Source organism: Buchnera aphidicola (Sarucallis kahawaluokalani) (assembly GCF_005080725.1).
GTDB classification, from domain to species: Bacteria; Pseudomonadota; Gammaproteobacteria; order Enterobacterales; family Enterobacteriaceae; genus Buchnera_L; species Buchnera_L aphidicola_AF.
In genome coordinates, this window is sequence record NZ_CP032999.1 from 115,760 (window position 1) to 141,198 (window position 25,439).

20 protein-coding genes are annotated in these 25,439 nt (G+C 24.9%); 16 read left to right on the forward strand and 4 right to left on the reverse strand.

Annotated elements, in window-relative coordinates; genetic code table 11:
- Nucleotides 1–50 precede the first annotated feature (50 nt).
- From nuoC to folC, 12 genes are all read left to right on the forward strand, one after another.
- Complete coding sequence (gene nuoC / locus D9V78_RS00545; RefSeq protein ID WP_158350390.1) at nt 51–1,790, forward strand: NADH-quinone oxidoreductase subunit C/D; 1,740 nt, start codon at nt 51–53, stop codon at nt 1,788–1,790.
- Between the two features lie 36 nt (nt 1,791–1,826).
- Nucleotides 1,827–2,303, forward strand: a complete 477-nt coding sequence (gene nuoE, locus D9V78_RS00550) for an NADH-quinone oxidoreductase subunit NuoE (RefSeq protein WP_158350392.1) — start codon at nt 1,827–1,829, stop codon at nt 2,301–2,303.
- Nucleotides 2,300–3,640 carry an NADH-quinone oxidoreductase subunit NuoF gene (gene nuoF, locus D9V78_RS00555; RefSeq protein ID WP_158350394.1) on the forward strand — a complete coding sequence of 447 codons (1,341 nt, stop codon included), beginning with the start codon at nt 2,300–2,302 and terminating at the stop codon, nt 3,638–3,640. The genes nuoE and nuoF overlap by 4 nt, the downstream gene beginning before the upstream one ends.
- A 67-nt stretch (nt 3,641–3,707) precedes the next feature.
- Nucleotides 3,708–6,416, forward strand: coding sequence for an NADH-quinone oxidoreductase subunit NuoG (nuoG, locus tag D9V78_RS00560; protein ID WP_158350396.1), 2,709 nt, complete (start codon nt 3,708–3,710; stop codon nt 6,414–6,416).
- Between the two features lie 5 nt (nt 6,417–6,421).
- Nucleotides 6,422–7,387: an NADH-quinone oxidoreductase subunit NuoH gene (gene nuoH, locus D9V78_RS00565; protein WP_158350398.1), complete on the forward strand. Its 966-nt coding sequence runs from the start codon at nt 6,422–6,424 to the stop codon at nt 7,385–7,387.
- Between the two features lie 16 nt (nt 7,388–7,403).
- Complete coding sequence (gene nuoI / locus D9V78_RS00570) at nt 7,404–7,946, forward strand: NADH-quinone oxidoreductase subunit NuoI (protein ID WP_158350400.1); 543 nt, start codon at nt 7,404–7,406, stop codon at nt 7,944–7,946.
- 11 nt (nt 7,947–7,957) lie between these two features.
- Nucleotides 7,958–8,440 (forward strand): NADH-quinone oxidoreductase subunit J, encoded by a 483-nt coding sequence (locus tag D9V78_RS00575; RefSeq protein ID WP_158350402.1) that lies wholly within the window; start codon nt 7,958–7,960, stop codon nt 8,438–8,440.
- A 31-nt stretch (nt 8,441–8,471) separates the two neighbouring features.
- Nucleotides 8,472–8,774 carry an NADH-quinone oxidoreductase subunit NuoK gene (gene nuoK, locus D9V78_RS00580; RefSeq protein ID WP_158350404.1) on the forward strand — a complete coding sequence of 101 codons (303 nt, stop codon included), beginning with the start codon at nt 8,472–8,474 and terminating at the stop codon, nt 8,772–8,774.
- Nucleotides 8,771–10,618 carry an NADH-quinone oxidoreductase subunit L gene (locus D9V78_RS00585; RefSeq protein ID WP_158350406.1) on the forward strand — a complete coding sequence of 616 codons (1,848 nt, stop codon included), beginning with the start codon at nt 8,771–8,773 and terminating at the stop codon, nt 10,616–10,618. The genes nuoK and D9V78_RS00585 overlap by 4 nt, the downstream gene beginning before the upstream one ends.
- Before the next feature lie 74 nt (nt 10,619–10,692).
- The gene (locus D9V78_RS00590) at nt 10,693–12,168 is read left to right on the forward strand and encodes a NuoM family protein (protein ID WP_158350407.1); all 1,476 of its coding nucleotides are present in this window, start codon (nt 10,693–10,695) and stop codon (nt 12,166–12,168) included.
- Between the two features lie 41 nt (nt 12,169–12,209).
- Entirely contained in the window at nt 12,210–13,661 is a 1,452-nt protein-coding gene (locus D9V78_RS00595; protein ID WP_158350408.1) for an NADH-quinone oxidoreductase subunit N, read from the forward strand.
- A gap of 160 nt (nt 13,662–13,821) precedes the next feature.
- Nucleotides 13,822–15,099 carry a bifunctional tetrahydrofolate synthase/dihydrofolate synthase gene (gene folC, locus D9V78_RS00600; protein WP_187306112.1) on the forward strand — a complete coding sequence of 426 codons (1,278 nt, stop codon included), beginning with the start codon at nt 13,822–13,824 and terminating at the stop codon, nt 15,097–15,099.
- A gap of 5 nt (nt 15,100–15,104) precedes the next feature.
- Here folC and D9V78_RS00605 read toward each other — a convergent pair whose 3' ends face one another.
- Nucleotides 15,105–16,082, reverse strand: a complete 978-nt coding sequence (locus D9V78_RS00605) for a ribose-phosphate pyrophosphokinase (protein ID WP_158350412.1) — start codon at nt 16,080–16,082, stop codon at nt 15,105–15,107.
- A gap of 198 nt (nt 16,083–16,280) precedes the next feature.
- Here D9V78_RS00605 and prfA point away from each other — a divergent pair, with 198 nt between their 5' ends.
- From prfA to pta, 4 genes are all read left to right on the forward strand, one after another.
- A complete protein-coding gene (gene prfA / locus D9V78_RS00610) occupies nt 16,281–17,354 on the forward strand; it encodes a peptide chain release factor 1 (protein WP_158350414.1) in 1,074 nt (357 codons plus the stop codon).
- A gap of 6 nt (nt 17,355–17,360) precedes the next feature.
- Nucleotides 17,361–18,188: a peptide chain release factor N(5)-glutamine methyltransferase gene (gene prmC / locus D9V78_RS00615; protein WP_158350416.1), complete on the forward strand. Its 828-nt coding sequence runs from the start codon at nt 17,361–17,363 to the stop codon at nt 18,186–18,188.
- A gap of 96 nt (nt 18,189–18,284) precedes the next feature.
- Nucleotides 18,285–19,490, forward strand: coding sequence for an acetate kinase (locus D9V78_RS00620; RefSeq protein ID WP_158350418.1), 1,206 nt, complete (start codon nt 18,285–18,287; stop codon nt 19,488–19,490).
- A 73-nt stretch (nt 19,491–19,563) separates the two neighbouring features.
- Nucleotides 19,564–21,642 carry a phosphate acetyltransferase gene (gene pta / locus D9V78_RS00625; protein ID WP_158350420.1) on the forward strand — a complete coding sequence of 693 codons (2,079 nt, stop codon included), beginning with the start codon at nt 19,564–19,566 and terminating at the stop codon, nt 21,640–21,642.
- A gap of 19 nt (nt 21,643–21,661) precedes the next feature.
- Here pta and yfaE read toward each other — a convergent pair whose 3' ends face one another.
- From yfaE to nrdA, 3 genes are read right to left on the reverse strand one after another with little or no spacing between them, the layout of a single operon-like run.
- Complete coding sequence (gene yfaE / locus D9V78_RS00630; RefSeq protein WP_158350422.1) at nt 21,662–21,949, reverse strand: class I ribonucleotide reductase maintenance protein YfaE; 288 nt, start codon at nt 21,947–21,949, stop codon at nt 21,662–21,664.
- On the reverse strand, nt 21,924–23,054 hold the full coding sequence (gene nrdB / locus D9V78_RS00635; protein WP_158350424.1) for a class Ia ribonucleoside-diphosphate reductase subunit beta: 1,131 nt from the start codon (nt 23,052–23,054) through the stop codon (nt 21,924–21,926). The genes yfaE and nrdB overlap by 26 nt, the downstream gene beginning before the upstream one ends.
- A gap of 40 nt (nt 23,055–23,094) precedes the next feature.
- Complete coding sequence (gene nrdA / locus D9V78_RS00640; RefSeq protein WP_158350426.1) at nt 23,095–25,380, reverse strand: class 1a ribonucleoside-diphosphate reductase subunit alpha; 2,286 nt, start codon at nt 25,378–25,380, stop codon at nt 23,095–23,097.
- Nucleotides 25,381–25,439: the final 59 nt, after the last annotated feature.

The following is a 25,439-nucleotide window of genomic DNA, read 5'->3' on the forward strand; positions in this document are numbered from 1 at the left end:
TGATTTATTTTTATAAAAATTTTTTAATTTTAATATAGAGTTATAGTAATATGAATACTATTGTTTCAGAGTTATGTAAGCATTTTAAAAATAATAATTTTTTTATACAAAACACATTGTTTGATCATCCAATTATTTGGGTAGATCGTAGTATGATACTTTTAGTAGTAAAATTTTTAAAAGAAAATACTCAACAGTACAATATGTTATTTGATTTACATGGAATAGATGAACGGTTACGAAAAAATAGAAATGATATGCCTATTTCTGATTTCTCAGTTTTTTATCATTTAATCTCTATTCAAAATAATACAGATATTATCATTAAAGTGCCATTATTAGAAAAGAATTTAAGTATTTCTACAATAACAAAAATTTTTCCAAATGCGAATTGGTATGAAAGAGAGACATGGGAAATGTTTGGTATTGTTTTTGATAAACATCCAAATTTAACACGAATTATTATGCCAAAAACATGGGTAGGTTATCCTTTAAGAAAAGATTATCCTGCTAGAGCCACTGAGTGTAGTCCTTTTTATTTAAATGCATTAAAGGAAGATGATTCTATGCAGGCTTTAGAATTTAATCCTAATGATTGGGGTATGAAATTAAGAAACAAAAAATCAGAATTTATGTTTTTAAATCTTGGTCCTAATCATCCTTCTGCACACGGAGCTTTTCGAATTATTTTACAATTGGATGGAGAAAAAATTATAGATTGTATGCCAGATATTGGTTATCATCATCGGGGTGCAGAAAAAATGGCAGAGCGTCAATCATGGCACAGTTATATTCCATACACAGATCGTATTGAATATTTAGGAGGATGTGTTAATGAAATGCCATATATATTAGCAGTAGAAAAATTAGCTGGTATTATTGTTCCTGATAGGGTGAAAGTGATTCGTGTAATGTTATCAGAATTATTTCGAATTAATAGTCATTTATTATATATTTCAACTTTTATTCAAGATGTTGGAGCAATGACACCTGTTTTTTTAGCATTTACAGATAGACAAAAAATATATGATATTATTGAGGCTATTACCGGTGCTAGGATGCATCCAGCTTGGTTTAGAATTGGTGGATTGGCTTGTGATTTACCCATTGGATGGCATAATTTATTATTAAGTTTTTTGAATTGGATGCCAAAACGATTAAATGAATATGTTAATTCTGCTTTGAAGAATAGTATTTTAATTCAACGGTCTAAAGGTATTGCATGTTATAATCAGAAAGATGCTTTACAATGGGGTGTTACTGGAACTGGATTACGTGCCACTGGGATTGATTTTGATGTTAGAAAAAAAAGACCATATTCTGGATATGAAAATTTTGATTTTTCAGTACCTTTAGGTAATGGTATTAGCGATTGTTATACTCGAGTAATGCTAAAAATTGAAGAAATTCAACAGAGTTTGATTATTTTAAAACAATGTTTAAATCATATGCCTGAGGGATCGTTTAAAGCTGATCATCCATTGACTACACCTCCAAATAAAAAAGATACGCTACAAAATATAGAAACTTTAATTACACATTTCTTACAAGTTTCTTGGGGTCCAGTAATTCCCGCGAATGAAAGTTTTCAAATGATTGAAGCAACAAAAGGTATTAATAGTTATTATTTGATTAGTGATGGCAGTACGATGAGTTATCGTACTCGAATTCGTACTCCAAGTTTTCCGCATTTACAACAAATTCCTTCGGTTATTCGTGGTAACCTGATATCTGATTTAATTGTGTATTTAGGTAGTATTGATTTTGTTATGTCTGATGTTGATCGGTAATAGTTTTAATAATATTAACTTTTCAAAATAATTAATATGTTAAATAATAAATTAAATGATATAGAGTTATATAAAATTATAGAAGAAACAAAACACTATGAAGATAAAAAAGCTGCATCTATTGAAGCATTAAAAATAGTTCAAAATTCTCGGGGATGGATATCTGATCAGTTAATGTATGAAATTTCTGCGATTTTGTGTATTTCTGTTAGTCAGTTGGAAGAAATAGCTACTTTTTATAGTCAAATATACCGTCAACCAGTTGGACGTAATATTATTAAATACTGTGATAGCGTTGTTTGTTATATGATGGGATGTAATAAGATACAATTAATTTTAGAAGATATTTTAAAAATCAAACCTGGATGTACGACTATAGATCACAAATTTACTTTATTGCCTATTTCATGTTTAGGTAATTGCGACAAAGCTCCTGTTTTAATGATTAATAGTATTACATATTCTAATGTTAATTCTACGTGTATACCAATTTTGTTAGAGAAATGTAAATGAAAAAACATATTAGAACTGCCGAAACACATCCCCTAACATGGCGTTTGAATCAATCATATTCAAATATAGTTTGGGCATCTGAATACTGTAAAAAGAATGGGTATTCAGCACTACATATAATGTTAAAAAATATGATTCCAAAAGATGTTGTGCAAATGATTACGGAATCTAAATTGCGTGGTCGAGGAGGTGCGGGATTTTATACTGGTATTAAATGGAGTCTAATGCCTCAAAAAAAAGATTATCAAGCAAGATATCTTTTATGTAATGCTGATGAGATGGAACCGGGAACTTATAAAGATAGGTTATTACTTGAAAAATTGCCTCATCAATTACTTGAAGGGATGATCATTGCTGGATTTGCTATAGAAGCTTCTATGGGATATATTTTTTTAAGAGGGGAATATATAGATGCTGCATATAATTTAAAACGTGCTATCCTGGAAGCTAGAAAACTTGGATATTTAGGTAAAAATATTTTAGGTACTAATTTCAATTTTGATATTGTTTTACATACAGGTGCTGGAAGATATATTTGCGGGGAAGAAACTGCATTAATTAATTCATTGGAAGGTAATCGACCTAATCCAAGAATTAAACCTCCATTTCCAGCGCTAATTGGATTATGGGGTAAACCAACTTGTGTTAATAATGTTGAAACATTATCGAATATACCATCGATTATTTTGAATGGAGTGAGTTGGTACAAGGAAATTTCTTTAAGTGATGATACAGGGACAAAATTAATGGGTTTTTCCGGTCAAGTAAATAATCCCGGAGTTTGGGAAGTTCCGTTTGGAATCAGTGCAAGGGAACTATTAGAAGATTATGCAGGAGGTATGAAAAAAGGATTTGTTTTAAAGGCATGGCAACCTGGAGGTGCAAGTACAGATTTTTTACTTCCTGAGACACTGGATGTCAAAATGGATTTTTCAAGTATTGCAAACATTGGTAGTCGATTTGGGACTGGTGTTGCAATGGTTGTAGATCATACTGTTAGTATAGTTTCTTTAGTTTTAAACTTAGAAAAGTTTTTTGCTCGTGAATCATGTGGTTTGTGTACGCCATGTCGAGAAGGTTTACCTTGGATCGTAAAAATTCTACAATCTTTTGAAAATGGTTCTGCTACAATAAATGATTTAGATATTTTAGAAGATTTGTGCTTTCAATTAGGTCCTGGAAAAACTTTATGTGCACATGCTCCTGGTGCAATTCAACCGTTACAAAGTGCAATAAAATTATTTCAGTTAGACTTTAAAAAATGTATTATGAATATTAATCAAAAAATGAGTGATACCAGGAATAAAACAAACAGTATTTTTGAATTATTTTTATAGTATTGTTTTGGTATAGCATTTTATTTTTACTAAGATAAATTTTATATTATTTTGGAAATTAATTACTATGGCCATAATTTATATAAATAAAAAGAAATATAATTTTTCTCATGCAAATAATTTATTACAAACATGTTTATCGTTAAATATAGATATACCATATTTCTGTTGGCATCCTGAATTAGGTAGTGTTGGTTTTTGTAGATTATGTGCTGTGAAACAATATAATAATTTAAATGATTCCTCTGGGAGAATTATAATGTCATGTATTACTCCTATAGTGAATAACATGATTATTACAACTCATGACACCGAAGTAAATAAATTTAGGAAAGGAATTATAGAATTACTAATGACGAATCATCCACATGATTGCCCGATATGTGAAGAAGGTGGAAACTGTCATTTACAAGACATGACTGTTTTAACTGGTCATCATAATCGACGATATACCTTTGATAAACGTATACATAAAAATCAATATTTAGGTCATTTTATATCACATCAAATGAATAGATGTATTGGATGTTATAGATGTGTGCGTTATTATAAGGATTATGCTGGAGGTACTGATTTTGGCGTATATGGTGCTAGTAATAACATCTATTTTGGTCGATTTGAAGATGGATGTTTAGATAGTGAACATTCAGGTAATTTAATTGAAGTTTGTCCTACTGGGGTTTTTACTGATAAATTATCATCCAAAAATTATAATCGTAAATGGGATTTGCAACATGCACCAAGTATTTGTCAGCATTGTAGTATTGGATGCAACATTATTGTTGGAGAAAAATATGGTATTGTAAGTAAAATAGAAAATAGATATCATAGTCATATTAATCGTTATTTTTTATGTGATTTAGGTCGTTTTGGTTATAATTATGTTAATACAAAATATAGATTAAAATATCCTATACAAGTATTTCAGAATAAATGTATTATTTTAAATCAAAATGATTCAATTGATATAGTATCAAATATATTAAAAAATACAAATCGTATTATGGGTATTGGATCAATACGATCTAGTTTAGAAAATAATTTTGCATTAAGAAAACTAGTTGGGAAAGAAAATTTTTCTAGTGGTATGTTAGATAATGAGCATAAATGTGTAAAATTAATTATTGATATTTTGGAAAATAGTGGTTTATATATTCCAACATTATATGAAGTAGAAAGTTATGATCTTGTATTAATTATAGGCGAAGATATTACACATACTTCCCCAAGATTGGATCTAGCAATTAGACAATTAAATAAAATTCAACAGAGTAAAAATTATCAGCAATATAATGTTCCTAAATGGCATAATGTCGCTATGTTAAATATATCTAATAAAAAAACGTGTATTTATATTGTACACACTCATGAAATAAAATTGGATAATATTTCAGCAATGAGTCATTATGCTTCTATACGAGATCAGGAAATATTTACCACAGTTCTTGCTCATAAAATTTATGGTGTATCTCATTCATTTAAAAATCTTACTGCAGATGTTATGAATGACACTGAAATTATTTATAAAGCGTTATTGTCATGTAAAAAACCTTTAATTATTTCTGGTACACATTCGGGCAGTATAAATTTAATACATTCATCAACAAATATTGCACAAGGCTTACAAGCGCTAAAAAAAGATGTTGGTTTAATATTACTCACTGCTTCTTCCAATAGTATTGGTGTGGGTTTAATATCTGATTTTTCCATGACAGATGTGATGAATAAAATTTCTTCTGATCAAATTGATACATTAGTTATTTTAGAAAATGACTTGTATCGTTATGTATTAAAGAAAGATATGGACTGTATTTTAAAAAAAATAAAAAATATTATTGTATTAGATCATGTGTTAACTCCCACTGCTCGAAAAAGTACTATATTTTTTCCTACAACTAATTTTTCGGAAAGTTCAGGAACTATTGTTAATTATGAAAGTAGAATGCAAAGATTTTTTTCAGTTTTTAACCCTATGGTATACGATAATACCATTTGTATTTTAGAAGCATGGTTTTGGTTATATAAAATATATTATAAGATACATAATATCAATAACATTGATATTACATTGGATCATGTTATTCAAGATTATATAAATCATATTATCATATTCAAAAGCGTATTGAATGTTGCTCCTAACGAAAAATATCGTATTTTAAATCAAAAAATTGCACGATTATCTCATCGGGCAAGTAGCAGAACAGCAATATTTTCTGAATTAAATATTCATGAACCGAAACAAAAAAATGATGAAAATACCATGTTTGCTTTTTCTATGGAAGGTAATCAGCAACCTAATCAAGATATGGAATATATTCCATTTGTTTGGTCTCCGGGGTGGAATTCGTTACATGCTTGGAATAAATATATATTTAAAAATGATCATTATAATTCTGGTGTTCATATATTTCAAAGAAATAATTTAAATAAGAAATATGATTTGATAGAAAGGTATGATGTAAATGCACGTAACGATGAATGGAAAATTATACCATATTATGTTTTATTTGGTAGTGAAGAATTAAGTCAATATTCTGATGTTATTAGTAAAAATTATTCTACTGCCTATGTTATTATTCATAATAAATATAAAAAAATATTAGGATTAGCGCTTAATCAAAAAATTGAATTTGAATGTTTAGGTCAATTATTTCAATTATCGATTCAATTTTCATCAAAAATACCTTTAAAACAATTAGGTTTGCCATTAGGATTTCCTAATATTCCACATGTTTTATTAGGTTGTGTAGTAAAAAATATCAGAGGCGTAATATAAATACTATGATGCATGTAAATTTCATTCATGTTTTAAGTTTATTTTGCAAAACTTTTATGATTGTATTTTTAATTATTTTTTGTAGTGCTTTTTTAAGTTTTGTCGAACGTAGAGTATTAGGTTTATTCCAAAATCGATTTGGACCTAATCGGGTAGGTTGGTTTGGATCATTACAGTTGATTGCTGATATGATTAAAATGTTATTCAAAGAAGATTGGGTACCTTTGTTTAGTAGAAAATTTATTTTTATTATAGCTCCAGTTATTGCATTTATTACATCTTTACTTGTGATTGCTACAATTCCGTTCGATAAAAATTTTTATATTATTAATTTAAACATCGGTATATTATTTTTTTTAATTATGTCTGCAGTTTCGGTATATTCAATTTTATTTGCTGGATGGTCTAGTAATAATAAATATGCTTTACTAGGTGCAGTTCGTGCTATTGCTCAAACTTTAAGTTATGAGGTATTTTTAGGTTTTTCTTTAATGGGTGTCATTGCCAGAGCAAATTCTTTTAATTTGATTTGTATTGTTAACTCTCAAAAATATATTTGGAATATTATTCCGCAATTTTTTGGATTTTTAACCTTTATTATTGCAGGTTTAGCATTATGTCATCGACATCCCTTTGATCAACCTGAGTCCGAACAGGAATTAGCAGATGGATACCATATTGAATATTCAGGAATGAAATTTGGTATGTTTTTTATTGGACAGTATATATCCCTGATTGTAGTTTCTGCTATAATTACAGTTATGTTTTTAGGTGGTTGGAATGGACCATTTTTTTCTGGATATGTATGGTTTTTTTTAAAAACTGTATTTTTTATAATGTTTTTTATTTTATTACGTGCATCTTTACCAAGGCCTCGTTATGATAAAATTTTGTATTTTGGATGGATTATATGTTTACCCATAACATTATTAAATTTAATTTTTACAGCATTTTTTATATTATTAATTTAATTTTTAGGTATATATCATGAGTATTCAATATATTATTTTAGCAATTTTTACTCAAATTCGTAGTATTTTCCTTACTATGAAGCATATGTTTGCAAAACGTGAAACTAGATTATATCCTGATCATTCAGTATATCTTTCTCCAAGATATCGTGGAAGAATTGTTTTAACAAAAAATCCTGATGGTAAAGAACGCTGTGTAGCATGTAATTTATGTTCTGTAGTATGTCCTGTGAGTTGTATATCTTTGCAGAAATCGCAGAATAAATTTGGTCGGTGGTTTCCATTATTTTTTAGAATTAATTTTTCACGTTGTATTTTTTGTGGATTATGTGAAGAAGCTTGCCCAACTGCTGCAATTCAGTTAATTCCTGATTTTGAATTAAGTGACTTTAATAGAAAAGATTTAGTTTATAAAAAAAATGATCTTTCTATTTTAGGTACTGGAAAATATCATAATTATAATTTTTATGAAAAGACTGGAGTATATAATCAAATAGATACTAGCACTAAAAATAGTGCTCATAGCATACCAGTGAATATAAAGGATTTATTACCATAGGAATAAAAAATATGTATTTATGTTTTTATACTTTATCTATATTGACTATATTATTTACTATACTTTCAATTATTCAAACAAAAATCATGTATGCATTATTTTATTTTTTTATTTCAGTATTAACTACTTCTGGTATATTTTTTGTATTAGGTGATTATATGATAGGTTCATTGCAAATGATTATTTACTCTGGTGCTATTCTAATATTATTTGTTTTTGTTGTAATGCTATTAAACTTTAACGATATGAAAAATAATTGTTGTTCTCGGAAATATAATTATTTTTATTTTTTTTTATTGATCTCATTTTTTTATACTTTTTTTTATAAGATATTTTTTTGTATACATAGAAAATATATTTTTCAAGTAATTAATCATTTAAATGTTTTAGGAAAAATTTTGTTTGATCCGTATATATTATTAATTGAATTTACTTCAATTTTATTATTATCAATTGTGATTATTGTATTTTTGATTTCTAAAAAAAATAAATAATATTATATTTTATACTATAGGATATCATAATATGATTTCTTTATTACATTGTTTATGTTTGTTTTTAATGTTATTTGTATTGGGTGTAATATCAATTATTTTAAATGATAATTTATTATCTATGTTTATTGGTTTAGAGATTATCATGAATTCTATATCATTATTATTTGTAGTGATTGGAAATTATTGGAGTCATACAGACGGACAGGTTATGTATGTTTTATCAATTACATTATCGGCAATAGAATCAAGTATTGGTTTAACGCTATTGATACAATATTTTAGACAAACACATACTTTAAATATTAATAAATTCAGTGAGATTATTGAATGAATATAATTTATTTAGTAATTTTTTTTCCTCTGATAAGTTTTATTTTTTTATTTTTTTTTAAAAATGTTTTATCATATAAAATTATTTCTTTTATTAGTTTTCTTTTGATTAGTTTATCTGTAGTTTCGGTTTGTTTATTAGATATATTTTTTTTTATTAGTCCATATTTTACTTTTGAAAAATGTTTGTGGTCATGGTGGAATATACAAAGTATTACAATTGATATTGGAATTTTAATTGATAGTTTGACCTGTGTATTTTTATCAATGATTACAATAGTTGCGTGTTTGGTATATTTTTTCTCTATATGGTATATGCAGCATAAAACTAATAATATTGGTTTTTTTGAATTGGTAAATTTATTTTTAGTAAATATGTTAATTTTAGTAATATCTAACAATTTTCTTTTCATGTATTTAGGATGGGAAGGAATTAGTGTTTGTTCATATTTATTAATTAATTTTTATTATTCTCAAGTACGTGTTAATTATTCTGCTATGAAATCATTTATTTTCACTAAAGTAGGTGATTTATTTTTAATTACTGCAATATTATTATTATATATTCATTACCATACTTTAAATTTTTATGAAATTGCATTTTTAACAAAAATTTATTTAATAAAAGGAACGAAATTCTTACAAATAGTTAATGTTTTACTTTTAATAGGTGCAATTGGTAAATCAGCGCAAATACCGCTACAAATTTGGTTACCTGAAGCTATGGTAGGACCAACTCCAGTTTCTGCTTTAATTCATGCTGCTACTATGGTGACTTCTGGAATTTATTTAATTTTAAGAAATTATAATGTATTTATATTAACACCACATGTTTTATATATGATTGGTATTGTAGGTGGTATTACTTTAATTTTATCCAGTATAGTTGCTTTAGTTGAAATTGATATAAAACGAATACTAGCATATTCTACAATGAGTCAAATTGGGTATATATTTATTGCTTTAAGTGTAGGTGCATGTAATGCTGCTGTAATGCATTTAATTATACATGCTATTTTTAAAGCTTTATTATTTTTGTCTGCTGGTGTTTTAATTTCTAAGTGTTGTTACGAACAAAATATTTTCCGTATGGGCAATCAATTATATAAAAGATTTCCATTTTTGTATGTTTGTTTTTTAATAGGTGGTGTTTCTTTGGCAGGATTTCCAATTTTTACTGCAGGGTTTTATAGTAAAGAAGGAATATTATTATGCATTTACAATAGTAAAAATATGTTTTTTTTTATTATAGCTATATTATCAATCATTTTAACAACTTTATATATTTTTAGATTAATATTTGTCACGTTTCATACAAGTTCAAATTATCATATTACTAAAACTTCAATGAATTGTTTTCAATATATTCCACTTATTATATTTTCTATATTTTCAACTACTTTTGGAATATTGATTCTTCCAAATATATCTAATATGTTTCCAATGATTGCATTACCGAAAGGTTATACTAAATTTTATTTAGAAAGTATTTCTAGTATATTAGTTATTTTGAATATTTTTATATCATATTATTTTTATATTTTACGGAAAAATATAGTATTAAAAATATTTATTTTAAAATGCTTAGTTACTTTAATAAATTTTATTAAAGACAGTAGTTTTGGTTTTTATTATATTTATGAATTATTTTTTTTGAATATATATTTAGCAGTAGCATATTTTTTATCTCGTAAACCTTTTAATGTATGCAGTTGTTTTGTATTATTTCTTGTAAAAAAAATTAATTTTTTATTAATATCTATTGAAGATATTACATTGAATGTTTATATTATGTTAATTAGTTTAAATATAATTTTTGTTTCTTGTTTAATCATTTTATATTAATATAATAATTTTTTAAAATTTTATATATTTGAATTTTAGAGTTTATATTTTATGAAATCTATAGGAATTATGATATGTTAATTTTTTTTCTGATTATTCCTTTATTAGGTAGTTTATGTTGTTTATTTCTTGGAAATAAATTTTATCATGCATCGCGATGTTTTTCATTATTTACAGTGATATTAATGCTTATATTTTCTACTTTCTGCTGGTATAAATATTTTTACCGATATCATACTACATTATACATTCAATATTGGAATAATGAAGTGATAATACCATGGATTCCTCAATTAGGAATTAATTTACATTTTGCAATCGATGGATTATCATTGATAATGATTTTTTTAACTAGTATTTTAGGATTATTAGCTATTTTACATTCTTTTTCCGAAGATAAAAAAAACGAAAATTTATTTTATTTAAGTTTATTATTAATTTTATTTGGAACGGTTGGTGTGTTGTTATCAATTGATTTATTTCTGTTTTTTTGTTTTTGGGAAATTATGTTATTACCAATGTATTTTTTAATTATTTTTTGGGGTCATAAAAAATATACAAAACAACAAAGAAAATATACTGCAAATCAATTTTTAATTTATACACAAATATCTAGTATATTAATGTTATTTTCAATTTTATTATTATCATTAAATTATTATTATCAAAATAATATTTGGACATTTGATTATAATATTTTCATAAAAAATACAATTCCTTTGTTTTTGCAATATATTATTATGGTGGGATTTTTCATTGCATTCGCGGTAAAAATGCCAATAGTACCATTTCATGGGTGGATTGTAAATTGTTATAGTCAATCTCCTATAGATAGTTCATTAGATTTAATAGGTATGTTAATTAAAGTAGCAGCGTATGGCTTATTACGTTTTAATATTCACCTATTTAAAAATACTCTACATCATATTTATCCTATTATTGTTATACTCGGAATCATTACTATCTTCTATAGTTCTTGGATGGCATTTGCTGAAAAAAATGTAAAGAAAATTATTGCATATAGTTCTATATCACATATGGGTTTTCTACTCATTACCATATATTGCGATAATTATTTTTCATCTATTGGATCAATTATGCAAATTGTTTTTGGTTCATTTACAACAGCAGCGTTATTTATTTTATTAAGTCAATTATATAGACGTATTCAAACTAATAATATTAGTAAAATGGGTGGATTATATTCTCAAATTAAATGGATTCCAGGATTTTTTTTATTTTTTTTATTTGCTAACTTGAATCTTCCTGGAACAGTGAATTTTATTGGTGAAATTATGATGTTAACTGGAGTTTATATTAAGAGTTCATTTATAGGAGGATTATTAGTATTTAGTTTATTATTTGCTGTGATTTATTCTTTAAATATGTTAAATAAAATATTTTATGGTGAAAAAAAAATATTAGTTATAGGTAGTAAAAATATGTATTATTTTGAATTTTTTATTATACTTTTTTTTGTATTAGTAACATTATTTTTAGGGTTTTATCCAAAGATGATTATTAGTATGATACAATTTGCAACACTTTAAAAAGTATATTATGATTTAATTTGATAAGGTTAATCACTTATATGTTTATACCTATTTTTAAATTAGTAGCTTTACTTCCTCTTGTTATTTTAATGACAGGTATTATTGTAATTATGTTTTCTATGATTTTTCGAAGAAATCATTTTTTTGTTTTTTGTGTTACTTTTTTAAGTTTATTTTCTGTATTGTGTATTTTATTTTTAATTTACTTTATTACTCCAATTTTTGTTACTATCCTATTGTATATTAATTTTAATTCTTTATTATATATTTTTCTTATTGTTTTTTCTAGTATGTTAATGTTAATTGTATTTTACTTTTATATAGAAAAAATATTGATGTATCAGGAAGAATTTTATGTATTAATATTATCTTCAATTATTGGTGCTATTATATTAACAGAAGCAAATCATATTATTACTGTATTAATTGGTACGGAACTAATGTCTTTACCAATATTTGGATTGATGACATATTTTTTAGAATCAAAAAGAAAGATTCGAGTGATATTAAAATATATGTTTTTATCTAGTCTGATGACTAGTTTTGCATTATTAGGTATAGTGTTGATATATTTAAAATGTGGAAGTCTAACTTTAAATTGTATTAAGATTACACTTTTAATTAGTAGTAGTTATGAAAATAAAATTTTATTAATTGGTTTAATGTTATTATTTATATCATTTTTTTTTAAATTATCATTATTTCCATTACATTTCTGGATTTTTGATATTTATGAAAATATTTCCCCTGTATTATTATTGTATTCTACGATCATCATAAAAATTGCGAGTTTTTCAGCATTAATTAAAATATTATCATATTGTCCATACGAAAAATGTAAAATTATATATTTAATTATAGAAACTATATCATTTTTTTCGATAATATACGGAAGTATTGTAGTGATTACACAAAATAATATTAAAAAATTTTTTGGTTATTCTTCAATTGTTCATATGGGATATGCATTAATTTCGGTACTGACTATAAATAATTATTATTTATCAAATCATATAGCTTTTATATATTTATTAAATTATGTTATTAGCAGTATTGGAATATTTAGTTTATTAAGTTTATTAGTTTTGTTAAATAATAATATAACATTTGATATAAATCACATGCCTTTATATAATATGTTATTAATTGATAAACCAGTACTAAGTTTTTCTTTTGTAGTTATTATTTTTTCTTTTTTAGGTATCCCATTTACTTTTGGATTTTTTGCTAAGTATTTTACTTTAATAGTAATTTTACATAAAAAACTTTGGTTGATTTTATGTGCAGTCATTATTAATTCTGGTTGTTCGATATATTATTATTTAAAAATAATATTAATTGCATACAATAAAACTAATGTTGCATTAATAAATGGTAAAAAATGTTATAAAATTATTGATATAATAATTATTTTAATCAGTAGTGTAATTATATTATTTGGTATATTTCCACAAATTTTGATGAATTTTTTAAATATGAAATATTTATAAAAATTTATAACTTTAAATGTATATATTTGGAATTTTTATTGGTGATTTTAAATATATAATTTTCTTATGCGTAAATTTTTTAAATTATTTTTATAGCGATTTTTTATGTTGTATATTACATTATTCTCATGATATGATTTATTATATAGAAATTATTTTTATGAAACATTATTTCTACAATCAACATATTTTACTATCAAAATGGTTGCAGTATATTCAATTTATATGCTCAAAAAATATGCGCAATAATATAAGCAGAGTAGTTTATATTGCAAAAAAGTTAAAAATATTAAATATTTCGTCTTTTATTATTACTGTATCTGGTACAAATGGTAAGGGTAGTACATGTGCATTGTTAGAAAAAATACTTTTAGATTCAGGATATACAGTAGGAAAATATTCTTCACCTCACTTATTTAATTACTATGAAAGAATTAAAATTAATGGATCATATATCATCAATCCTTTGATACATATTTCTATATTTAAAAAAATATTGTCAGTATGTAAAGATATAAAATTTTCATATTTTGAGTTTATTACATTGGCTGCATTATTGATATTTCAATCAAGTAATTTAGACGTTATAATTTTAGAAGTTGGATTAGGTGGTAGATTAGATGCTACGAATGTCATTATACCTCATTTAGCAATTGTGACTAACATTGGATTAGATCATATACATGAATTAGGAGATAGCAGATATCTGATAGGATATGAAAAATCGGGTATATTTCGTAAGAATGTAATAGTATGTATTGGAGAAAATAATATCCCTTATTCAGTATATCAAGTAGCAAATTTTTCTAATGTATCTTTATACCGTATACAGTATGAATGGAATTATTTTCAGTCTAATAATAACTGGTATTTTTATGATCAAAATGGTATTGTAAAAAATTTACCTATACCAAAAATATCACTTTCCAGTGCTGCCATTACAATAGCAGCATTGCGTGTCTTAAAATTGAATATTAAAAAAAAAAATATTATACAATCTTTAAAAAAAGTTTTTTTACCTGGAAGATTTCATATTATTCATAGGTATCCACTAATTATATTAGATGCTGCACATAATGCACATGCAACATATTATTTATATCAACAACTAAAGAATTTTTTAAATCAAAAAAAAAATATTAAAATTTATGGATTATTTGGAATATTATCTCGTAAAGATATTAAAAATACTGTATTAAATTTGAAGGAATTAATTCATTGTTGGTATTACACTAGTTTACAAACATATGATTCTGCTACAGAATATATTTTAAAAGAAATATTACCAAATAGTGCTTTATTTTATCCTAGTGTACAAAATGCTATATATCAATTAATGCAACGTGTACAAAAAAAAGATTTAATATTAGTATTTGGATCTTTTGTTTCTGTTGCTGAAGCTATTACGTCAATTCGATCTATATATTTTCAACTATAAATAATTTATTTTATAAAATCGAACGTTGTATATTTTTTATATTCAAACATAGCTGAAATAGATTCTTCATTACTAATTCTTCGAATTGCTTCTGCTAACATTGTAGATAAAGTTAATGTTCGAACCTTTGTTTGTTTTTTGATTTCTGATGTTAGTGGAATAGTATCACAAACAATAATTTCATCAATATATGTTTTTTGAATATTATTGAGAATATTACCAGAAAACACAGGGTGTGTTGCATATGCTAAGACTTTATTTGCTCCGTGTTTTTTTAATGCCTGTGCAGCTTTACATAATGTATCTCCAGTATCAATCATATCATCTACTAAAATACAATCTCTATTGGAAACATCACCTATAATATTCATGACTTGTGCAATATTTTTTCGAGGTCTTCTTTTATCAATAATTGCCATATCACTGTCATTTAATAATTTTGCAATTGCTCTTGCTCGAATAACTCCTCCAATATCAGGAGAAACAATAATTGGATCTTTTAATTTTAATTGTAACATATCTTCCAATAAAACAAAACTTCCAAAAACATTGTCTACTGGTACATCAAAAAATCCTTGTATTTGCTCTGCATGTAAATCAACTGTAAGAATACGATCAATTCCAACATTAGATAGAAAATCTGCTACTATTTTTGCTGTAATTGGTACTCTAGTTGAACGCACTCTACGATCTTGTCGTGCATATCCGAAGTATGGAATCACTGCAGTGATTCTTCCAGCAGATGCCCTTCTTAAAGCATCTATAATAACTGCTAGTTCAATAATATTGTCATTTGTTGGGTAACAGGTTGATTGAATAATAAAAATATCGTCTCCTCTAACATTTTCATTAATTTGAACACTAATCTCTCCATCACTAAAACGACTAACTGTTGCATTTCCAAGTTTGCTATATAATTTATTTGCAATTAATTTTGCTAATATTGGGATTGAATTACCAGAAAATATTTTCATATTTAACATAAAGATCTCTTGTATTAAGATTCTAGTGAGTATTTTTCATATTAATCATAATAGAATTAAATATGTTTTACATTTGAAAAATATTATTTTAAATTAAATTATAATGTAAATTAAAATATATTAATATTATAATAAAAATTGTAATTTTATATATGATATTTTTTATGTGTATGTAACGTAAATAAGGAAAATTATAATTTGAAAAAAACTATTATAAATAAATTAGATAAATTATATGATCAAGTAAAAAAAATTGAAATATTACTTTCATCAAAAAAAATTATTTCTAATCAAATACGATTTAAAAAATTATCAAAAAAATATTTAAAATTATCGAATTTAATTAATTATTTTTTGAGATGGAAAAAAATAAAAAAAGATATTCAATTAACTAAGCAATTATTAATTGATCCTGAAATGTTTGATATAGCACAAGATGAATTACGTTTATTAAATGATCAAAAAAAATCTTTACAAAATAAAATTAAAAATATGCTTTTACCAGACGATGCCAGTAATATTAAAAGTTGTTTTATTGAAATTAGAGCAGCCACTGGTGGTGATGAAGCTGCAATATTTTCGGGGGATTTATTTAAAATGTATGGTCGTTATGCTGAATTTAATCATTGGAATTTTAAAATTATTAGCAGTCATACAGGCGAAAAAGGAGGTTTTAAAGAAATTATTGTAAAGGTTACTGGGTCTGGTGTATGTAGTAAGTTAAAATTTGAATCTGGTGGACACCGTGTACAACGTGTTCCTAAAACAGAATCACAAGGTAGAATTCATACATCAACTTGTACAGTGGCAATCATTCCGGTAATAAAATCATCTAGAGAAATTGTAATAAATAATTCTGATTTGAAAATTGATACATTTCGATCTTCTGGTGCTGGAGGACAGCATGTTAATACTACCGATTCTGCAATTCGTATTACACACATACCTACAGGTACTGTGGTTGAGTGTCAAGATGAGCGTTCACAACATAAAAATAAATCTAAGGCACTTTCTATTTTAATTTCTAGAATTCATGCACATGAGATGGAGAAACGTAATAAAGAGAATTCACTAATTAGAAAAAATTTATTAGGGACAGGTGATCGTTCTGATCGTAATAGGACGTATAATTTTCCGAAAAATAGAGTAACTGATCATCGTATTAATTTGAGTGTATATCGTCTAGATGATATCCTAAATGGAAATTTGGATATCTTAATTGATCCAATTACTCAAGAGTATAATGCTAAATTATTGTTAAAAATTGTATAACATAATATGAATATTAATTTTTGGATCAAATATGGTGTTCGGTTTTTATCTAAAGTACAAACACCAACTTTAGATACAGAATTATTAATTAGTTATGTAATTCAAAAATCACGTACTTGGATAAATATTTTTGATAATTATATTTTAGATTATAAACAGACTGTTTTTTTAAAAAAATTATTATTAAGACGTTTATTAGGTGAGCCTGTTGCATATATTATGCACAAAAAAGAATTTTGGTCTTTATCTTTTTATGTTTCAAAATATACTTTAATCCCAAGACCAGAAACAGAAATTTTAGTACAAAATAGTTTGATTCGAATAAATCATGGGGATTATGTATTAGATTTAGGAACAGGGTGTGGAGCAATATCTTTAGCTATAGCATATGAAAAACCTAATTGTAAAGTTATCGGAATTGATTGCGTACATCAGGCAGTAAGCATTGCAAAAAAAAATTCTAAAAATTTAAATATTACAAACGTTAATTTTTTTTATAGTAATTGGTTTTCTTGCATTAATCAAAAATTTAATTTAATTGTAAGTAATCCTCCATATCTGAGTAAATATGAAAAATTTACTTTATCCAAAGAATTATTTTTTGAACCACCTGTTGCTTTATTTTCTAGTAATAATGGTTTTTCAGCAATTGATTATATTATTAATCATTCCAAAAAGTATTTGGAATTACAAGGTTGGTTATTAATTGAACATGGTTGGAAACAAAAAAAATTAGTTTATCAATTATTTCAAAAAAGTTGTTTTAGTAATATTTATTCATATAAAGATCCTTTAGGATATTATAGAATAACAGTGGGACAAAAATTATATTAAATATTTTATTGGTGAAATAAAATATAGTGTTTTATGTATAAGTGTATATAATCGTATGATATTTTTATAAAATTATATATTTTTATTGGAGAATTTATGTTAAATACTGTAGTATTAGTTTTAAATTGCGGAAGTTCGTCGTTAAAGTTTTCTATTTTAGATCCTATAAATAATAAAAAGTATCTTTTTGGATTGGTTGAACGATTGTATACTTCTAATTCATATATTACGTGGTATTTTGATAATAAAAAAAATAAAAAAAATATTGGTCATACTATTTCTCATAGCCACGCAATAAAATTTATTGTGCAAGTAATTTTTGCTAAATATCAATCATTAATTTTAAAAATTCAATATATTGGACATCGTGTCGTTCATGGTGGTGATCAATTTATGAAATCAGTTATTATCAACGACTCTGTCATACAAAATATTAGTAAAAATACAATTTTTGCTCCTTTACATAATCCAGTAAATTTATTGGGTATTAAAGCAGCTATAAAGTATTTTCCAAAATTAAAAAAAAAAAATTTTGCAGTATTTGACACCTCTTTATACTATAATATTCCCGAACATGCATATTTATATCCCATACCATATGAATTTTATCAAAAACATCGTATTCGTCGCTATGGCGCTCATGGTATTAGTTATCTATATATTATTCAACAAATATCAAAAATTTTAAATATCGATTTGAAGCGTTTAAATATTATTATCTGTCATTTGGGTGGAGGTGCATCGGTATCGGTATTTTGTAATGGTATATGTGTAGATACTTCTATGGGTTTAACGCCTTTGGAAGGTTTAGTTATGGGTACGCGTAGTGGTGATATAGATCCTTCAATAATATTTTTCATGTATAATATTTTAGGTTTAAGTATATATGATATTCAGAATATATTAATTAATAAATCTGGTATAACTGGTTTAACCAATGGAAAAACAAGTGATTTTCGTGATATTGAAAAGTTATATTATTCTGATATGCAGGCATATAGAACTACAAATATTTTTTGTTATAGATTATCTAAATATATTAGTGCATATTCTACTGTATGTAATGGGAAAATACATGCTTTAGTATTTACTGGAGGTATTGGCGAAAATTCTGCTTTGGTACGTGAATTAACTATACTGAGATTATCTTTGATTGGTTTTCAACTAGATAATCAAAACAATTATAAAAAATTGCTTAAAACATATAATTTTATTCATAAAAAAGATACTATTCCGATTTTAGTCATACCAACGAATGAAGAACTTATGATTGCTCAAGAAGCAATAAAATTGTTTAGATAATTTTTGATTATTTATAAAAATAAATTTTTATTATTATAAAATAATATTATTATTTGATATTCGAGAGAATATTGTGAAACGTACTATTATGTTAATTCCTCTTGGTAAGAGTGTAGGTCTTACCACTATCAGTTTAAGTTTAATAAAGTTATTGCATCAAAAAAATGTTATTTTTTTTAAACCGTTTCTTGAAAAATTATATAATATAGGTGATACATCTTACATTTTAAAAAGATATTATTCTATTTCTTGTATTGAAAGTATTATAGATAATATTCATATACATCCTATGAAGGAAAAATTTGTTCAAAAAATTGTACAGGATGCTGTAGATTTATATTATTTATACAGGAATAAATATGATATTATATTTATTGAAGGTGTTAAATCTAATCAATATAATATTCACGATTTAAATATTAAATTTTTACAACATATTGATGCTGAAATTATTTTCTATGACTCTGGTATTAATTTTTTTTTAAAAGATAATTTTAATTACCATAAAATATATGGTATTAAAAATAATATTTTAGGTGTTATCAAAAATTTTTGTAATGTTTCTATAAATTTTTATAATGATCTTTTATTTTTTCGTTCTCATGCTGATTGTAATGATTATCGTTCTATAAATATACCCTCTGCTTTTACTGCATATATTCCTTGGAATAGAGAAATAATAAATTTTTCTATATATAAAATATTCAAATTGATCAAAATAAAACAATTTATTAAAAATAAATATCAAATAAATTTAATTGATTCTTTTATATGTTATAATCACTTTTTATTGCATTATAGTAATAATATGCATAATACCGTTTTACTCATCCCATTTTATGTATTTTTGCAACAATATGATCAATTGATATATATAATATTAAATACAAATGGTATACATTCTATTATATTAACTAATTGTAATCAATACGATATAGAAAAAATTTTTATATTGATGCAACAAATCAAGTATAGTATAATATTTTTTTATACTGAATGTAGTTTTAACAGCGTTGTATCCACTATTCATAGTTTTAAAATTAAAATATTACATAAAAATGCGCGTGATATTGATGTATTATTAGATTATATCATTTATCATATTAATCGTAGATTACGAAGCATTCTTTATGCTAATACAAAAAAAAGTATTTATTTTTCACCTGTGATGTTTCAAAAATATTTAATTGATACAGCTAAAAATCTTCAACGGCATATTTTATTACCTGAAGGTACTGAGAAACGTATTATACATGCCGCTAGTATTTTATCTAATTTAAATGTTGCGCGTTTTACATTATTAGGAGATAAGAATATTATATATTATACAGCTAAACAACAAGGGATTAATCTTTCTAATAATATTGATATCATTGATCCTAAAAATCTATATAAAAAATATGTTGAAAAATTTTTTATATTAAGAGCACATAAAGGAATAACTTGGCAATTTGCAGAAGAATGCGTGCAAGATAACATGGTATTTGGTTCTTTATTATTACGTGATAAAAGTGTAGATGGTATAGTATGTGGTGTTAATTATACAACTTCACATGTTATACGTACTGCTTTACAATTAATTGGTATGAATAATATTTGTAATCAAAAATATAATCTTTTATTATCATCTGCTTTTTTTATGTTACTTCCTAAGACATTATTAATATATAGCGATTGCGCTGTAAATATTAATCCTAATGCACAACAATTATTTAATATTGCATATAATGCTGTTAATTTAGCAATTTTATTTGGGATTGAACCTAAAATAGCTATGTTATCCTATTCTACCGGTAATTCAGGAACGGGTCATACAGTAGATAAAGTACGAGAAGCTACTATTTTGTTAAAAAAAATATTTCCACATTTTAGTATTGAAGGTCCTATTCAATACGATGCTGCAATTAATTCGAATATTTTAAGTATTAAATTACCTAATTCATCTTTACATGATACGGCTAATATTTTTATTTTTCCCGATTTAAATTCAGGTAATATTACTTATAAAGCTGTACAACAATCTTTAAATATATCTTCTATTGGTCCAATTTTGCAAGGTTTAATGCAACCAGTAAATGATTTATCGAGAGGAGCTACTATTAGTGACATTTTATATACCATACTTGTTACTATAATACAGTCAAAAATATAATTTTTATTCAGTATCATATTTAAATAATAATATGTATGTTACTTTTTATATTACAACAGCATGCTAAAATATGTTTCGGTTGTATATACGATAAAATATTTTTATGAAAATATTCTATTTTTCCATGTATTAACTTTACACTACAACTTCCACAATAACCTTCTTGGCATTGATAAAATATATTAATATTATTAATTAATAATATTTTCAATAATGATAGTTTTTTTTGTTCTATGGTGATATAGTATTTTTTATTTATTATCTGAATAATATATTTTTTTTTATATTTTAAATTTTTTAAATGCATCTTTTGATACCTCACAATCTATTTGGCTAGTTAAATAGGAGCTTGCTTCGACTTCTTGTGGTGCAACCTGCACGTTATCTGACGTTAACCAATTGTTAATCCACGGAATTGGATTTTTTGTCTTTGGAAATATTGTTGGCAAATTAATTGCTTGCATTCGCAGATTTGTAATATATTCGATATATTTAAACATGATATTTTTGTTTAATCCTAGCATAGGTCCATGTTTAAATAAATATTCTGCCCATTGTTTTTCTTGTAATGCAGAAGTTTTAAATAAATTAATAGATGTTTGTTCACATTCCTTGATTATTTTTTGCATTTCTGGATCACTTTCTTCATTTTTTAGAATGTTAATAATATGTTGTGTTCCAGTTAAATGTAAGGATTCATCTCGTGCTATCAATCGGATGATTTTAGCATTTCCCTCCATGAGTTTTTGTTCTGCGAATGCAAAAGAACATGCAAAACTAACATAAAATCGTATTGCTTCAAGAACATTGACGCTAACAAGACATAAAAATAAAGCTTTTTTAATAGTTTTTAAGTTAATCTTTATTTTTTTTTTGTTGTTTATATAATATCCTTCTCCAAATAAATTCCAATAGTTAGTCATAGTAATTAAGTTATCATAGTAATAAGAAATATTTTTTGCACGTTCATAGATATTTTTATTTGAAATAATTGTATCAAATATATCTGATGGAACATGAGTAATATTTCTAATAATATGTGTGTATGATCTAGAATGAATTGTTTCTGAAAATGACCATGTTTCTACCCATGTTTCTAATTCGGGTATTGAAATAATAGGTAAAAAAGCAATATTTGGACTTCTTCCTTGAATGGAATCCAATAGAGTTTGGTATTTTAAATTACTAATAAAAATATGTTGTTCATGTTTTGGTAAATATGAAAAATCTATCCGGTCTTTAGATAAATCAATTTCTTCAGGTCTCCAGAAGAAAGAGAGTTGTTTTTCTATTAAATTTTCAAAAATTTGGTATTTTTGTTGATCAAATCGGGCAATGTTTACAGATTGTCCAAAAAACATTGGTTCTTTTAGTTGATTATTATTATTTCTAGAAAAAGTAGTATATGGCATAATTTTACCTAATTTATATTTTAATATTAAAATTTATATTCTATAATATACATGATCCATGGTTACATTGATTATTATAATTATTATTCAGAACTTCTGATTGGTATTCTTTTACGCCATCTCTAGTATTTTGATAATATAAGGTTTTTAATCCTAAGTTATATGCAGTGAGTAGATCTTGTAAGAGGGTTTTCATTGGTATCTTATTTTTGGGAAATTTTTTAGGGTCATAGTTTGTATTTGTTGAGATTGACTGGTCAATAAATTTTTGCATAATACCAATTAAATTTAAGTATCCTGTATTATTTGGTATATCCCATAATAATTCATATTTTTTTTTCAGTTCAATAAATTCTGGTACAACTTGTTTTAACATACCATCTTTTGAAGCTTTAATAGTAATGTAACCTCTTGGTGGTTCGATACCATTTGTAGCATTTGCTATTTGTGATGATGTTTCTGTTGGCATAATTGCTGATACTGTGGAATTTCTTAAACCATATTTCATAATTTGATTTCTTAATTTTTTCCAATTTAACTGTAAGTTATTTTTACAAATTTTATCAATACTTTTTTTATAAGTATCTATTGGAAGTAGACCTCTAGCATAGTTTGTTTGATAGAATAACGGGCATGCTCCTTTTTCTTTCGCTAATTTGCATGACGCATATAATAAATAATATTGAATGTATTCAAATGTGGTATGTGTCAAATTATTTGCACTACCATCTGAATATCGTACATTATTTTTTGCTAAATAATACGCAAAATTAATTACTCCAATACCTATAGATCGTCTATTTTTAGCACCATTTTTTGCTGCAACAACTGGATATTCTTGATAATCGATAATTTCATCTAATGCTCTAACTAATAAGTTCGATAATTGTTTTAGTTCTTTTAAATTTTTAATACATCCTAAATTAAATGCGGATAATATACATAATGCAATTTCAGAATTTGTATCATGTAAATCATGGATTGGAATAGTTGGTAATGTAACTTCTAAACATAAATTTGATTGTTTAATGGGAGCATACTCTGGATTAAATGCACTATGTGTATTACAATGATCTACATTTTGTATGTAAATTCGACCTGTTGAAGTTCTTTCTTGCATAATTAAAGAAAATAGTTCAATTGATTTAATTATTTTTTTTCTGATATTAGGATTTTTTTCATATTTTATGTATAATTTTATAAATTTTTTTTGATTGGAAAAAAAATAATTATATAATCCGGGAACGTCTGATGGACTAAACAGTGTAATATATTCTTGATTAATTAATCTTTGATACATAATTTTATTAATTTGGACACAGTAATCTACATGTCGTACCCTGTTTTCTTCTATACCTCTATTATTTTTTAATACGATAAGACTTTCAATTTCTAGATGCCAAATTGGATAAAATAATGTTGCTGCGCCTCCTCTAATTCCTCCTTGCGAACATGATTTTATTGCTGTTTGAAAATATTTATAAAAAGGTATGCATCCTGTATGAAAGTTTTCTCCATTACGAATTGAACTACCAAGAGCACGAATTTGACCAACATTAATACCAACTCCTGCTTTTTGTGAAATATATTTTACAATTGAACTTGCAGTTGCGTTAATAGAATTTAAACTATCTGCACATTCTATTAATACACATGAACTAAATTGTCTAGTTGGTGTACGTACTCCAGCCATAATAGGTGTTGGTAAAGAGATTTTAAATTTTGAAATAGCATCATAAAAGTTTTTAATATATTTCATTTTTTTTTTTTGAGGATATTTAAGAAATAAACAAGCTGAAATCATAATATATAAAAATTGAGCACTTTCGTATATTTTTCCACTAACTCTATCTTGTATGAGATATTTTCCTTCTAATTGTTTTACAGCAGCATAAGAGAAATTCATATCACGATTATGATGGATAAATTTATCCATAATATTGTATTCTTCTTGAGAATATCCTGTGATTAATTTTTCATCGTATTTTTTTAATTTTATCATATTTGTTACATGTTCATAAAGACTTGGTGGATGAAATGTTCCATATGCTTTTTTTCTTAATTGAAATATTGTTAATCGTGCAGCCATGAATTGATAATCTGTCGCATGTTCTGAAATAAGATCTGCTGTAGTTTTTATAATTATATCGTGAATTCGATTTGTTGAGATTTTATTATATAATTGTATTTTTGTATTGAGTATAATTTTTTCTATTGAAATATTATTTAATTTTTTTGATGCACGTTCTAATATGTTTTTTATTTTTTGAAAATTAATTTTTTCTGTATTTCCATTTCGCTTAGTAACTAATAATACGTTTGGCATTTTTTAATTACCTGATAATTAAAGAAGAATAATATATAAAAATTTTTTTAAATATTTTT